Raw genomic sequence first — 13,814 nt, forward strand, 5'->3', positions numbered from 1 at the left:
AAGGTTTTGTACTCACACCTCCACTATTCAAAAACACAGAGTAATTTATGGCTTTATTAAACCAACAGGAACAGTCGCAGGTCGCAGAGACCATTAGCAATGTCGAACGCTTAACTGATGCCGAATTAGTCACGGTACTGGCTCGTCAGGCAGATGACTACACTTACATCCCTTTACTATGGGCCAGTGTATTGGCTCTGCTACTGCCCGGCGCAGTAAATTATTTCGGCCAATGGCAGGATATACACCAGCTTATTTTAAGTCAGTGGGCAGGTTTTATAATTCTAGCCGTCGTATTTCGCGCACCCAAAATTCAAACACGATTAATTCCGCGCGCGGTGCGGCACTGGCGCGCCAGCAATTTGGCAAGACGACAATTTTTAGAGCAGAACCTACACCACACTCACGGTGAAACGGGCATGCTAATTTTTGTTTCTGAAGCCGAGCGCTATGTCGAGATTTTGGTTGATCGCGGTATTTCTGCAAAGATTCCCGACGTCTATTGGGAGACTATCGTTAGCCAATTTACCGCAAGGGTTGCCAAGGACGAAACTGCACAGGGATTTTTAGAATGTATAAAATCCTGTGGTGAAGAGCTACAACGGCAATTACCTGCCAGCGGAGAAAAAAACGAGCTGCCGAATCATCTTATTATTTTAGAGTAGCGCGGCTCATACTCATCTAAACATTCAAATGAACCGGTAGCAAAATCACCGCAAATAAACGGTCTGTTTTCATAGATAGTACAAAGCATGGTGTCGCGGTCTAGTGCCGCGCACCAGCCATCTTCCAAACGCGCCATCACTTCACCGCCCCACTCATCTCTTTTTATAAACTGCTCCGGAACACCTGTCTCACTGATCAACATCACCTCTAAGCGGCAGCAAGAGGCTTTGCAGCTAGCGCAGCTTATATTGCTGTCTTCAACCAACGTTGCTGCAATTTTCATTTAGCTGTGGCCTTCGACTGAATGATCGCGCTGCGTTCAGCTAATAAAATGCCAGCGACAACGAAAGCTAACGCAAATATATGATAGGTATGAAGCACCTCACCCAGTATTAAAACCGCTAAAATTGAACCAAACACGGGGACTAAATTAATAAATAAATTAGCTCGATTACCACCCACCATTTCTACGCCACGAATATACAGCGACTGGGCAAGGAGTGATGGAAAAATAGCGATGTATAAAATAACGCCAAGCCCTTGAATATCAGGCAATATCATATTGCCCGTATGATATTCAACATAGGCCAACGGCAGTGAAGACAATAAAGCAGACACCGCTAACACGAATATCATAGCTCGCCAATGCAACGGCGGCTTGTACCTTAGCATAACGGTGTAGCCACCATAGAGCAGCGCAGCCATGAGCATTAATGCGTCACCACGATTTAAATTCAGCAAAAGTAAACTTGCCAAATCCCCATTAGAAACCGTTATTGCCACGCCAAACAGAGTCAGAGAAAAGCCAATCAATTGCAGCGGTGTCGGTCTTAATTTAAATAATAAAAAATTACCGAAAAATACAATCAGGGGCATAATTGATTGTTCGATGGTAACGTTAATCGCTGTGGTGTAATTCAAGGCATAGTAAAAAAGCGCATTGAACCCGGCAAAACCAAAAGCACCAAACAAAAATAGCATAACCATATTTTTGCGAATAATTGGCCATTGTTCACGGACATTCGCCAGCGCAAAAGGTGCAATAAATATAACCGCAAATAGCCACCTCAGCGCCGTTAATAGCATCGGCGAAACATGCCCCACCGCCAATTTACCGGCTACCGCATTGCCACCCCAAAATAATGCGACACACGTAAGCAGTACAATAGGATTACTCAATACGCGCCGAATTTTAAGAATAATGAACTCCGTGTTTCTCTAAAAGACGAGATGCTTGGGAAAAAATAGATCGTCGCGGGCTAAGAGTGTATTTCTAGCTTTAGGGCATCATCGCCACGGTCAGGTGCGTCGTCACTCCAGCGGACTGAACCTGCCGGGCGATCAAGCCAACGCAACACTTTAATCGGCTCAATGCCGATGTGCATTTTAGCCGCTTGCCGCTGCAGATTACTATCTTCGACGGTTCTTCGGTTGCGCAAGCGTAAGTAGTCGTTCCATGTTGGGCAGCTAAATCGCTCAGACCAGCATTGTGGGTCAGCGATATTACGAGATAACGACCACGCGTATGCGCCATTACGAGACCGAACTTTCTGCTGGTCGCGCATTAGTCTATAAAAATCCCGGGCCTTGTCCTCTGGAATTTGGTACTGCAACTCAATACTGATCGGGCCACTGCGGCCGCTTATACCCAAGGTGACATCAGGGTCGTCTAAGACTTGTTCATCTAACTCGGTAGAGGTCGTCCGATCTGCAACCGGAAGAAAAAACCCTAATAGCAGTGACACAATGAGCGCGATAGCGGAAATCTGAAAGGCCATCACCACCCCGTGATCTTTGGCAATAAGGCCCCACACCCAAGAACCTATCGCCACACCCAACGTAATCGACGCACTTGACGTCGCTATCGCGCGGCCCATCACCCATCGCGGCACAAACAACTGAACCAGAACACTGATAGACGTCGTGATCATCATCCACGCCATACCTGCGACCATCAAAATGATAAAATCCAAGGCAACGCTAGTACTCGCAGCCAAAGCCACTAAGCTTGCAGCGACGATCACCGTACACACTCTTAAGGTGTTCTCGTTGCCGATTTTCTTGCGCATAGGGTGAAGTACAAAAATGCCGCACACCGCACCAATGCCAAATGAACCCAACAACAGGCCGAATGTACCGGCATTACCTTGTAGCAAGTCGTGGGCGATCAAGGGCATCAGAGATGGTAGTGACGCACCGATAAAACATAGAACAAATGCGCGCCCGATAGCACGACGCACTGGCTGCATATTCATTACATAGCGCACACCGGAATTGATGGAGCGCAACAAGCCCTCAGCAGGTAAGCGAGAAACCTCGGTCTCTCTCTTCCATCTCCGCAAGGATTCCAGCATTGGCACAAAAGAAATTGCATTAATAGCAAAGGCGACAGTTGCACCAAAGCTAACGACAATAAGCCCGCCAATTGCCGGCCCCACGCTGCGCGCCAAATTGTAGCTAATATTATTTAACGCCACCGCTTGAGATAGCAGCTCTTTGGGAACTTGTTCTGCGATGGACGCTCCCCGCGCCGGCGCCGCCAAGGCGCCGCCCGTACCCACCAAAAAGCATAGGCCGAGTAAAACCCAGGGTGTAATTAAACCCAGTATCGATACCAAAGCCATAATGACGGCGGCAATCAATGACAGCATAAAGAAAGTGATTTGCACCTTGCGGCGGTCATAAATATCCGCAATGGCGCCGGCCGGTAATGCGAACAAGGCCATCGGTAGAAAGGTTGCTGTTTGTACTAAGGCGACGTGATCGGCGGTCGAAATACTGGTCATAATCCAGGCGGCTGCGACGCTCTGAATCAGCCCGCCAGCATTGGAAATCGTGTTACTGAACCACATATTACGAAACAAGGCGTGGCGCAAAGGAGAAAAAATAGCGTCATTATTATTATCGTTCCCTGACGTTGCCATTATTTCTCCGTTAATCAATAACGTTCTTAGTTCGGGTCATTGTATAAAATGCTAACTAGTTTCTATATAGACATTTCATGCACGAAAGATTTTCTAAATTGTAAAACTCGACCTACATCACATATCATTTTTTATGTCGCGGTATAGTTAGTGCGTTATTTTCTATTCTACCGTAACAGACTTAGCCAAATTACGAGGTTGATCAACATCTGTGCCTTTCAATATTGCAACGTGATAAGACAATAATTGCAGCGGGATAGTATAAATAATAGGTGCGATAACATCGTTTACGTGTGGTAATTCTATTATGCTGATACCTTTCGCTTTTTTGAATCCCGCGGCTTTGTCGCAGAATACAAATAATTGCCCGCCACGGGCTTGTACTTCTTCTAAATTTGATTTTAATTTTTCTAATAATTCATCGTTTGGCGCTACGGCGATTACTGGCATATCAGCATCGACCAAAGCCAGCGGTCCGTGTTTGAGTTCTCCGGCTGGATAGCTTTCGGCGTGAATATAAGAAATTTCTTTTAGTTTTAATGCGCCTTCCATTGCCACCGGCCATTGCGCGCCGCGACCCAAAAACAGCGCATGGTGCTTTTCTGCAAAGGCATTAGACATTTCTTTAATTGCCAAATTTAATTCTAATGTTTCATCCAATAGATCTGGCAAGGCATTTAGAGCTTTGACGATTTCTTCTTCTTGCTCTTCACTCATATCATGGTGACGACCAAGTGCTACAGTTAAAAACAATAATGCTGTGAGCTGTGTTGTAAATGCTTTGGTAGACGCTACACCAATTTCGGGGCCGGCCTCTGTCATTAAATATAAATCTGACTCTCTCACCAAGGAGCTTTGCGCAACATTACACACAGCAAGTGAGGCTGAGTAACCCAAGGTTTTTGCGAGTCTAAGTGCGGCAAGTGTGTCTGCTGTTTCGCCTGACTGTGAGATGGTAACGAATAAGGTATTATCTTGAACTTTAAATTTTCGGTAACGAAACTCACTCGCCACCTCTACACGGCAGGGGACACCGGCTAAGCCCTCTATCCAGTATTTCGCCACCATCCCTGCGTGGTAACTCGTCCCGCAAGCCACAATTTGCACCGACGAAATATCTTTTATGATTTGTCCGGCACGGGAACCCATTGCTTCAATAAGAATTTTTTTACTGCCCAAGCGCCCTGCTAATGAACGACGAATAACGGAGGGTTGCTCGTAAATTTCTTTGAGCATGAAATGTCGGTAGTGGCCTTTGTCTACCGATTCTGCTGCCGCGTCGATTTGAGTTATATCTCTGGATACTGGCGCATACGCTGCGTCTAAAATGGTGTAATTATCTGGCGTTATTTCAGCAATATCACCTTCTTCTAAATACACAAAGCGGTCGGTAACTTGGCGTAATGCTAATTGGTCAGAGGCAATAAAGTTTTCACCAATACCAATGCCTATAACGAGCGGGCTGCCTTTGCGTGCACAGATAATTTTTTCTGGCTCTGCGGAATGAATCACCGCTAGACCATAGGCGCCATCTAAATCTGCAATGGCCATTTTTAACGCAGCGATGAGGTTCTTCTGGTCTTGAAAGTAGTGATGAATTAAATGAACTATGGTTTCAGTATCGGTTTGTGATAAAAATTCATAGCCTAATTTTTTTAGACGAACTCTAAGCTCAGCGTGATTTTCAATAATGCCATTGTGAACCAAGGCAATATCACCAGAAATATGCGGATGAGCATTTTCTTCGGATGGTTGGCCGTGTGTAGCCCAGCGCGTATGTGCAATTCCAACACGACCACGCAGCGGGCTTGCAGACAATTCCTCTGCCAGTTTTTCAACTTTGCCCACACGCTTACGATTATGAATTTTTGTGTCGGCGTCGATAATTGCCATGCCAGCAGAATCGTAGCCGCGATATTCCAGACGACGTAAACCTTCTAGTAATATCCCAGATACTTCGCGTTGTGCTACTGCACCCACAATGCCACACATGTGCCTTTCCTTTATTAATTCAGTTTTTGTAGTTAGTCGCGGGGCTTTTTTTCTGGCCGCTTCCATCCACTGATATTACGCTGTTTGGCTCGGGCAACCGCTAATTCCCCATCGGCAATATTTCCGGTAATGATTGATCCGGCGCCAATTGTTGCGCCCTTACCAACTGTAACGGGTGCAACTAGTGAAGTATTTGATCCTACAAAGGTGTTGTCTGCTAATGTTGTTTTAAATTTATTTACACCGTCGTAATTGCAGGTAATGGTTCCCGCACCGACGTTCACATCGCGCCCGATTTCTGCATCGCCAATATAACTTAGATGACTCACTTTGCTTCCGTGGCCAATATTCGCCTTTTTTGTTTCAACGAAATTGCCAATTTTAACTTCTTCCGCCAATACCGTTCCCGGTCTTAGGCGCGCAAAAGGGCCTATTGTGCAATATTCTGCTAAGTGGGCACCTTCAATTACGGAGTTAGATTTAACTTCGCAGTGCGACGCTATATGCGAATCAATAATATGGCAATTCGGACCAATGCTTACACCGTCACCTAAGCTAACGTCGCCCTCAAATACACAGTTAACATCGATATAAACATCTTCACCCGTTTGTAGATTGCCGCGAATATCAAGCCGCGTTGCATCAGCTAATGTAGCTCCCTTACTCATTAAGTCTTCAGCGAGCTGAGCTTGATGAAAGCGTTCAAGCAACTGTAATTGGGAGCGGGTATTAGCGCCCTGCACTTCCATTGGGTAAGCGGCGTGACATACTTTTATCGCAACGCTGTCAGCAACAGCCATAGCGACAATATCGGTTAAGTAATATTCGCCCTGTGCATTATTAGACTTCAACCGCGGCAACCATTGTTTTAGCTTTTTAGCAGTGACAGACATAATTCCGGTGTTTACTTCATTTACTAACAGCTGATCTGCCGTTGCATCTTTTTGTTCAACAATTGCCGTAACATTATTATTCCCGTCGCGAATAATACGACCATAGCCGGTGGGATCGTCTAAGCAAACAGTCAGAAGTGCCAAGGTGTCTGCGCAGGCAGTACCCAATAGAGATTCAAGGGTTTCGGATGAAATTAAAGGTACGTCGCCATAAAGAATTAGAACTCGGCTGTCGTCAGATATTGCCGTAAGTGCTTGGGCAACAGCATGGCCCGTGCCTTTTTGCTCGGCTTGCAGCGCCCATTTTATGTTTTTTTCTGCGAGACTTTCTTTTACCAAATCCGCGCCGTGACCGATCACGATATGGGTGGTATCAGCGCCTATTTTTTCAGCACGCTCAACCACGTGAAGAAGCATGCTTTTTCCCGCAACTTCATGCAGTACTTTTGGAAGATTGGAGCGCATTCGGCTTCCCTGACCCGCGGCCAGAATCACTACGTCTAGTGTCATTATTAAACCTTTAGCTGTTAGGCGTATTTTACCGATCAGAGAATATAACGAGGGATAGTAACGGAAACAAAAAAGGGCGGCCAGAGCCGCCCTTTTCCTAATACGGTAAAACCGTATTATTTACTCAGTGACTTACGAATTTGCTGTAAAGTCCGAAGCTGAGCTGATGCTGCTGCTAACTGTGCTGCTGCACGCGAGTAGTCAACATCTGCGCTTTGGTTCAACATCGCTTGTTGAGCGTGTTTCTGCGCCTCTAGTGCCGCTGCCTCGTCGAGGTCGCCAGCACGCATAGCCGTATCTGCAAGAATACTCACCACATTGGGTTGTACTTCCAGAAAACCGCCAGACACATAGAAAATAATCTCTTCGCCGTTGTCTTGTACGATACGTACGGGACCCGGTTCCAAGGATGTTAGCAACGGCGCGTGACCATAGGTCACACCCAGGTCACCCTGAGTACCGTTTGCAACAATCAGCTTGGCACGACCAGAGAACAACTCTGCTTCTGCACTCACGATGTCACAATGAATAGTCATAGCCATATTTTAGCCTCTCAGGCGTAAAGCTCGCTTGCGCGAGCTTACAGTTTAGCCGCTTTCTCGATTGCTTCGTCGATAGTGCCAACCATGTAGAAAGCCTGTTCTGGAAGATGATCGTAATCACCGTTCAGAATACCGCTAAAGCCAGCAATAGTGTCTTTCAAAGACACGTACTTACCTGGGCTACCGGTGAAGATTTCAGCAACATGGAATGGTTGTGACAAGAAACGTTCAATTTTACGTGCACGCTCAACAGTCGTTTTGTCTTCTTCAGACAATTCGTCCATACCGAGAATGGCGATAATGTCTTTCAGTTCTTTATAACGCTGAAGTACGTTCTGTACACCACGAGCAACTTCATAGTGCTCTGTACCGATGATCAGTGGATCCAACTGGCGAGAAGTCGAGTCTAATGGATCTACCGCAGGGTAAATACCTTTAGCGGCGATATCACGGCTCAGTACAACTGTTGAGTCTAAGTGAGCAAAGGTGGTTGCTGGCGACGGGTCAGTCAAGTCATCCGCAGGTACGTATACCGCTTGGATAGACGTGATAGAGCCAGTCTTAGTAGAGGTGATACGTTCCTGAAGAACACCCATCTCTTCTGCCAGAGTTGGCTGGTAACCTACCGCTGATGGCATACGGCCCAACAGTGCAGATACTTCGGTACCGGCCAAGGTGTAACGGTAGATGTTGTCAACGAACAACAGTACGTCACGGCCTTCGTCACGGAATTTTTCAGCCATGGTCAAACCTGTCAATGCAACGCGCAGACGGTTACCCGGTGGCTCGTTCATCTGACCGTAAACCATGGCCACTTTAGATTTGCTGAAGTCTTTAACGTTTACAACGCCAGCTTCCTGCATCTCGTGGTAGAAGTCGTTACCTTCACGAGTACGCTCACCAACACCAGCGAATACTGACAAACCGCTGTGCTCGGTTGCGATGTTGTTGATCAATTCCATCATGTTTACGGTTTTACCAACACCCGCACCACCGAATAGACCAACCTTACCGCCCTTAGCAAATGGGCAGACCAAGTCAATTACTTTAATACCTGTTTCTAGCAAATCAGACGACGCGGCCAATTCTTCGTAAGCAGGTGCTTTACGGTGAATAGGCATACGCTCTTTTTCACCGATAGGGCCGCACTCATCGATAGGATTACCGAGTACATCCATGATTCGACCTAGGGTTTCAATACCTACGGGTACCATGATCTTTTCTTTGGTGTTGCTAACGTCTAGACCACGACGCAATCCTTCAGAAGAACCGAGGGCGATGGTGCGAACTACGCCGTCTCCTAATTGCTGTTGCACTTCCAGGGTCAGGCCGCTGTCAGTAACCAACAGTGCATCATAGACCTGTGGTACCGCATCGCGTGGAAATTCCACGTCGATAACGGCGCCGATAACTTGTACGATACGTCCGCTACTCATGTCCGGTTCCTCTTCAAAACCTTAAATAATCAAATTCTGTTTCAGTGATGAAATTACTTACGACGCTACCGCCGCTGCACCACTCACGATTTCCGACAGTTCCTGGGTAATCGCTGCCTGACGGGCCTTGTTATAAACCAGCTGCAGACCGTCGATAATATCGCCGGCATTGTCAGTCGCGTTCTTCATCGCGATCATTCGTGCAGCCTGTTCACAAGCACCGTTCTCAACCACTGTCTGGTAAACCTGTGACTCAACATAGCGAGTCAATAAGCCTTCCAGTAATTCTTCAGGGCTGGGCTCGTAAATATAATCCCAGTGATGTTTTAAGCTGTCGTCTTGCTCTGCTTCTAAAGGCAATAACTGGCTTACAAATGGGCTTTGAGTCATGGTGTTCACAAACTCATTACCGACCAGATACAAGCGGTCTATTTTACCTTCTCCGTAAGCGTCGAGCATAACTTTTACACTGCCAATCAAATCAGCAACGCTGGGTGCTTCGCCCATGTCTTTTGCCGCCGCAACTACGTTGCCGCCATAGCTCTTGAAGAATGCGCCGGCTTTGCTGCCGATTAAACACAAATCAATTTCTACGTTCTGCTCTGACCAAGCTTGCATTGATTTGATGGCTTTTTTGAATACATTAGTATTCAAACCACCGCACAAGCCGCGATCAGTAGAGACAATGACATAGCCGACGCGTTTAACTTCCCGCTCAGTCATATACTGATGACGGTACTCTGGATTTGCATTGGCGATATGACCCACCACAGCGCGCATGCGCCGAGCGTAGGGTTTACCCAATTCCATGCGATCTTGAGCTCTACGCATTTTACTCGCCGCAACCATTTCCATGGCGCTAGTGATTTTTTGCGTGCTCTTGATGCTGGATATCTGGGTGCGTATCTCTTTTGCACCTGCCATGATTCAACAATCCTCAAGCAGAAAAGCTGCGCTTGCGCGCAGCTTAACGTCTTACCAAGTCTGAGTTGCCTTGAACTTTTCAACGAGTTCTTTGAACTTGCCTTCCAGTTCTGCGTTCCAGTTACCGCTGTCGTTGATCTCTTTCATTACTGCAGCGTAATCGCTGTTGGCGAAAGACAGAATTGCAGATTCAAAATCGAGAATCTTAGCAACTTCAACGTTTTTCAGATGACCTTCGTTGGCGCAGTACAAAGACAGACCCATTTCAGCAATGCTGAGGGGGCTATATTGCTTCTGCTTCATCAGTTCGGTAACGCGCTCACCTTGTGAAAGCTGAGCTTTAGTCGCTTCATCAAGGTCAGATGCGAACTGCGAGAACGCCGCCAATTCACGGTACTGAGCCAGTGCGGTACGAATACCACCAGACAATTTCTTGATGATCTTGGTCTGCGCTGCACCACCAACCCGCGATACCGAAATACCGGCGTTCATCGCTGGGCGTATACCTGAGTTGAACATATCTGTTTCAACAAAGATCTGACCATCGGTGATAGAGATAACGTTGGTCGGTACGAAAGCCGATACGTCACCCGCTTGGGTTTCGATAACAGGCAGAGCCGTTAATGAACCTGTTTTACCTTTCACTTCACCGTTGGTGAATTTCTCTACATAATCTTCTGAAACGCGGGCTGCGCGTTCAAGTAGACGAGAGTGGAGGTAGAATACGTCGCCGGGGTACGCTTCACGACCCGGTGGACGACGTAACAACAGAGAGATTTGACGGTAGGCCCAAGCCTGCTTAGTCAAATCATCATATATGATCAGTGCGTCTTCGCCGCGATCACGGTAGTACTCACCAATAGTACAGCCAGTGAACGGTGCGATGAACTGCATAGATGCTGGATCAGATGCGGTAGCAGCAACAACAACGGTGTGATCCATTGCGCCGTGCTCTTCTAATTTACGCACAACAGCGGCGATAGAAGATGCTTTCTGACCGATTGCGACGTACACACATTTAATACCAGAAGACTTCTGATTAATGATGGCATCGATAGCAATGGCAGTTTTACCGATTTGACGGTCACCGATAATCAGTTCGCGCTGACCGCGACCAATTGGCACCATGGCATCAACGGCTTTAAGGCCGATCTGCACTGGCTGGTCTACCGACTTACGCCAAATTACGCCGGGAGCAACTTTCTCAATTGCATCGGTTAATTTTGCGTTGATAGGCCCTTTACCGTCGATCGGGTTACCCAGTGCGTCAACAACGCGACCAAGTAATTCCGGACCAACCGGTACTTCTAAGATACGACCTGTACATTTGCAGGTTTGACCTTCGGCAATTCCAAGATAGTCACCTAATACTACGGCACCTACAGAATCGCGCTCAAGGTTAAGGGCCATACCGAAACGGCCACCTTCAAACTCGATCATTTCACCGTACATCACCTCGGTTAAACCGTGGATACGTACGATACCGTCAGATACGGATACTACCGTGCCCTCATTCTGGGCTTGAGCAGACACATCTAATTTGTCGATGCGCTGTTTGATAATATCGCTAATCTCGGATGGATTCAGTTGCTGCATGCTCTGTTCCTCAATCCTATTCTCTAAACGCTCAGGAATTTATTGCTTCAGCGAGTTTCGCTAAGCGACCGCGCACCGAGCCATCTATTACCAAGTCACCTGCTTTCACAATTACACCGCCCAATAACAAAGGATCGATAGTCGTGTGAACGTGAACTTCGCGTGCCAATTTTTTGCCTAAAACTTCAGCAAGACGTTTCTCAGACTCTGAATCCAGCGCGAACGCTGTTGTCAGTTCGACATCCACTGTACGTTCTTGGATGGCCTTTTGCGCGTCAAACAGTTCGCTAATTGTAGGGAGTAAACCCAAGCGCTTATTCTCTGCGAGAATCTTGATGAAATTTTCGCCGCCAGCATTAAATGTATCGGCACATACGTCGATAAACATTTGTGCTTGCTGTGCGGTTGTCATCGCCGGAGAGCTTAAAAACTTCATTACTTCCGGTTGCTGAGATACTGCTGCAGCTGTTACCAGCATTGCAGACCATTCACCCAACGTCGATGCTGCCAAAGCGTGCTCAAAAGCCGCTTTGGCATAGGGTCTAGCTGTTGTGCTTAATTCCGCCATGATCAACCTCGCTTAAAGGCTTGCGGCCAGCTTGTCGACCATGTCTTTATGAACAGACTCATCGATAGATGCTTCAAGCACTTTTTCAGCGCCAACCAAAGCAAGCTTGGCAACTTGTGAGCGCAGCTGTTCTTTAGCGCGGTTCACGTCTTGCTCAATCTGTGCCTCAGCAGCAGCTTTCAGGCGTTCGCCTTCAGTTCGTGCTACGTCTTTCGCTTCTTCAACGATCTGGCTAGCGCGCTTATTAGCAGCATCAATAATAGTTGCCGCTTCTGCTTTCGCTTCGCGTAATTGCTTGGTCGCTTTTTCTTGAGCTAACTCAAGGTCGCGACCCGCGCGATCCGCAGCATCCAGACCATCAGCGATTTGCTTTTCACGCTCATCCATCGCTGTGCGAATGTAACCCCATACAAACTTGTACGAGAACCACACAAAGAACAGAAAGCTGATCGATTGTCCAATCAGTGTGAGATTAATATTCACGCCGATACCTCTGCTGTATGAATTTGCTGTTGGTGTTTTTTAGCTGCGTGCAATTAAGCTGGCAAACCTGGAACAACAACAAACAGTACGTACATTGCAATACCAACGCCGATCATTGGAACCGCATCAAGCAGACCTGCGATCAGGAACATTTTACCTTGTAACATTGGTGCTAGTTCTGGCTGACGTGCTGAACCTTCCAGCAATTTGCCACCCAAAATTGCAAAGCCAATTGCCGTGCCCAGTGCGCCAAAACCAATCATTAACGCAACAGCGATCAGTGCTAAACCCATGGTAGTTCTCCTACTTTCAACTTTAAGTTAATAAAAATGTAAATCAGTGAAACTGGTCTTCTTCTTCAACTTGATGTGCCGTTGCCATATAAACAATGGTCAATACCATGAAGACGAAAGCTTGTAGTGTAATAACAAGGATATGGAATACCGCCCATGCCCACTGCAATACACCAGCAAATATACCTAATACCAAACCGGCACCAAACATAGTCGCAATCAATATAAAGATCATTTCGCCGGCGTACATATTGCCGAACAACCGAAGACCTAATGAAATTGGCTTAGATATCCAAGAAATCGCCTCTAATGCGAAGTTAATGGGTACCAATAAAATATTCACATACCATTTTGGGCTGTGGAATGGGTGCAAGGTTAACTCTTTAACAAAGCCCATAAAGCCTTTTTTGGCGATGGTGAAGTAGACCATTAATCCAAATACAGTGAAACCCATACCTAAGGTTACGTTTGGATCGGTTGTTGGTACTACTTTAAAGAAGAAATGTGGGTTACCTGTAACCCAAGCCATAAAGGCCGGAATCCAGTCTACTGGCACCAAGTCCATGGTATTCATCAGAAGAATCCATGTAAAAATGGTAAGTGCCATTGGCGCGATCATGGCGTTTTTGTGATGGAAGCCATCTTTTACGGTTTGATCTATAAAGCCGACTATCATTTCAAGAAGGTTTTGGGCACCACGCGGTACGCCGCTATGAGCACGCTTTGCGATACGCGCAAAGATCACCAAAAACAAAAAACCAAGGCCAATAGACCAGAGCATAGAGTCTACATGGATAGCCATGAAACCCATCGCCGCTGCTTCTACGCTGCTATGTGCCAATGTCCACGTATCTTGGCTCAGTACTTCATGTACATGACCAGATTCGTCAAGACGCTCATAACCCGCAGGAAGTTTGCCATAGGTTAGGTTTGTAAGATGATGCTGGATATAACCAACGGTGGATTGCGATTCACCTGCCATGTGTC

At 46.8% G+C, this 13,814-nt stretch carries 14 protein-coding genes; 1 reads left to right on the top strand and 13 read right to left on the bottom strand.

Features of this window, described 5'->3' with window-relative positions; all coding sequences use genetic code 11:
* Window positions 1-47: 47 nt before the first annotated feature.
* Window positions 48-665: a TPM domain-containing protein gene (locus GVJ32_RS12260; protein WP_159240398.1), complete on the top strand. Its 618-nt coding sequence runs from the start codon at window positions 48-50 to the stop codon at window positions 663-665.
* Here the strand turns inward: GVJ32_RS12260 and GVJ32_RS12265 are convergent.
* From GVJ32_RS12265 to atpB, 13 genes are all read right to left on the bottom strand, one after another.
* Window positions 644-949, bottom strand: a complete 306-nt coding sequence (locus tag GVJ32_RS12265) for a YkgJ family cysteine cluster protein (RefSeq protein ID WP_159240399.1) — start codon at window positions 947-949, stop codon at window positions 644-646. The two genes, GVJ32_RS12260 and GVJ32_RS12265, sit on opposite strands and share 22 nt — an antisense overlap.
* Complete coding sequence (locus tag GVJ32_RS12270) at window positions 946-1,845, bottom strand: DMT family transporter (protein WP_286187616.1); 900 nt, start codon at window positions 1,843-1,845, stop codon at window positions 946-948. The genes GVJ32_RS12265 and GVJ32_RS12270 overlap by 4 nt, the downstream gene beginning before the upstream one ends.
* 80 nt (window positions 1,846-1,925) lie before the next feature.
* The gene (locus GVJ32_RS12275) at window positions 1,926-3,590 is read right to left on the bottom strand and encodes an MFS transporter (protein ID WP_159240400.1); all 1,665 of its coding nucleotides are present in this window, start codon (window positions 3,588-3,590) and stop codon (window positions 1,926-1,928) included.
* Between the two features lie 162 nt (window positions 3,591-3,752).
* Window positions 3,753-5,582, bottom strand: a complete 1,830-nt coding sequence (gene glmS, locus GVJ32_RS12280) for a glutamine--fructose-6-phosphate transaminase (isomerizing) (protein ID WP_159240401.1) — start codon at window positions 5,580-5,582, stop codon at window positions 3,753-3,755.
* Window positions 5,583-5,614: 32 nt separating this feature from the next.
* Window positions 5,615-6,985 carry a bifunctional UDP-N-acetylglucosamine diphosphorylase/glucosamine-1-phosphate N-acetyltransferase GlmU gene (gene glmU, locus GVJ32_RS12285; protein ID WP_200841413.1) on the bottom strand — a complete coding sequence of 457 codons (1,371 nt, stop codon included), beginning with the start codon at window positions 6,983-6,985 and terminating at the stop codon, window positions 5,615-5,617.
* 116 nt (window positions 6,986-7,101) lie between these two features.
* Window positions 7,102-7,527: a F0F1 ATP synthase subunit epsilon gene (locus tag GVJ32_RS12290; RefSeq protein WP_103685058.1), complete on the bottom strand. Its 426-nt coding sequence runs from the start codon at window positions 7,525-7,527 to the stop codon at window positions 7,102-7,104.
* Between the two features lie 38 nt (window positions 7,528-7,565).
* A complete protein-coding gene (gene atpD, locus GVJ32_RS12295) occupies window positions 7,566-8,963 on the bottom strand; it encodes a F0F1 ATP synthase subunit beta (protein ID WP_159240402.1) in 1,398 nt (465 codons plus the stop codon).
* 57 nt (window positions 8,964-9,020) lie between these two features.
* Complete coding sequence (atpG, locus tag GVJ32_RS12300) at window positions 9,021-9,887, bottom strand: F0F1 ATP synthase subunit gamma (RefSeq protein ID WP_159240403.1); 867 nt, start codon at window positions 9,885-9,887, stop codon at window positions 9,021-9,023.
* A 51-nt stretch (window positions 9,888-9,938) separates the two neighbouring features.
* On the bottom strand, window positions 9,939-11,483 hold the full coding sequence (atpA, locus tag GVJ32_RS12305; RefSeq protein WP_159240404.1) for a F0F1 ATP synthase subunit alpha: 1,545 nt from the start codon (window positions 11,481-11,483) through the stop codon (window positions 9,939-9,941).
* Window positions 11,484-11,514: 31 nt separating this feature from the next.
* Window positions 11,515-12,051 (bottom strand): F0F1 ATP synthase subunit delta, encoded by a 537-nt coding sequence (locus GVJ32_RS12310; protein ID WP_159240405.1) that lies wholly within the window; start codon window positions 12,049-12,051, stop codon window positions 11,515-11,517.
* Window positions 12,052-12,063: 12 nt separating this feature from the next.
* On the bottom strand, window positions 12,064-12,534 hold the full coding sequence (locus tag GVJ32_RS12315; protein ID WP_103685053.1) for a F0F1 ATP synthase subunit B: 471 nt from the start codon (window positions 12,532-12,534) through the stop codon (window positions 12,064-12,066).
* 53 nt (window positions 12,535-12,587) lie between these two features.
* Window positions 12,588-12,827 (bottom strand): F0F1 ATP synthase subunit C, encoded by a 240-nt coding sequence (gene atpE / locus GVJ32_RS12320; protein ID WP_008253083.1) that lies wholly within the window; start codon window positions 12,825-12,827, stop codon window positions 12,588-12,590.
* A 43-nt stretch (window positions 12,828-12,870) separates the two neighbouring features.
* Window positions 12,871-13,809, bottom strand: a complete 939-nt coding sequence (atpB, locus tag GVJ32_RS12325) for a F0F1 ATP synthase subunit A (RefSeq protein ID WP_159240406.1) — start codon at window positions 13,807-13,809, stop codon at window positions 12,871-12,873.
* Window positions 13,810-13,814: the final 5 nt, after the last annotated feature.

The sequence above is a fragment of the Zhongshania aliphaticivorans genome (assembly GCF_902705855.1).
Lineage (GTDB): Bacteria > Pseudomonadota > Gammaproteobacteria > Pseudomonadales > Spongiibacteraceae > Spongiibacter > Spongiibacter aliphaticivorans_B.

What these genes read in the sequence shown, in the direction of transcription:
- GVJ32_RS12260 (WP_159240398.1), top strand. Translation starts at nt 48, where the DNA reads ATGGCTTTATTAAACCAACAGGAACAGTCGCAGGTCGCAGAGACCATT.
- GVJ32_RS12265 (WP_159240399.1), bottom strand. Translation starts at nt 949, where the DNA reads ATGAAAATTGCAGCAACGTTGGTTGAAGACAGCAATATAAGCTGCGCT.
- GVJ32_RS12275 (WP_159240400.1), bottom strand. Translation starts at nt 3,590, where the DNA reads ATGGCAACGTCAGGGAACGATAATAATAATGACGCTATTTTTTCTCCT.
- glmS (WP_159240401.1), bottom strand. Translation starts at nt 5,582, where the DNA reads ATGTGTGGCATTGTGGGTGCAGTAGCACAACGCGAAGTATCTGGGATA.
- glmU (WP_200841413.1), bottom strand. Translation starts at nt 6,985, where the DNA reads ATGACACTAGACGTAGTGATTCTGGCCGCGGGTCAGGGAAGCCGAATG.
- GVJ32_RS12290 (WP_103685058.1), bottom strand. Translation starts at nt 7,527, where the DNA reads ATGGCTATGACTATTCATTGTGACATCGTGAGTGCAGAAGCAGAGTTG.
- atpD (WP_159240402.1), bottom strand. Translation starts at nt 8,963, where the DNA reads ATGAGTAGCGGACGTATCGTACAAGTTATCGGCGCCGTTATCGACGTG.
- atpG (WP_159240403.1), bottom strand. Translation starts at nt 9,887, where the DNA reads ATGGCAGGTGCAAAAGAGATACGCACCCAGATATCCAGCATCAAGAGC.
- atpA (WP_159240404.1), bottom strand. Translation starts at nt 11,483, where the DNA reads ATGCAGCAACTGAATCCATCCGAGATTAGCGATATTATCAAACAGCGC.
- GVJ32_RS12310 (WP_159240405.1), bottom strand. Translation starts at nt 12,051, where the DNA reads ATGGCGGAATTAAGCACAACAGCTAGACCCTATGCCAAAGCGGCTTTT.
- atpE (WP_008253083.1), bottom strand. Translation starts at nt 12,827, where the DNA reads ATGGGTTTAGCACTGATCGCTGTTGCGTTAATGATTGGTTTTGGCGCA.
- atpB (WP_159240406.1), bottom strand. Translation starts at nt 13,809, where the DNA reads ATGGCAGGTGAATCGCAATCCACCGTTGGTTATATCCAGCATCATCTT.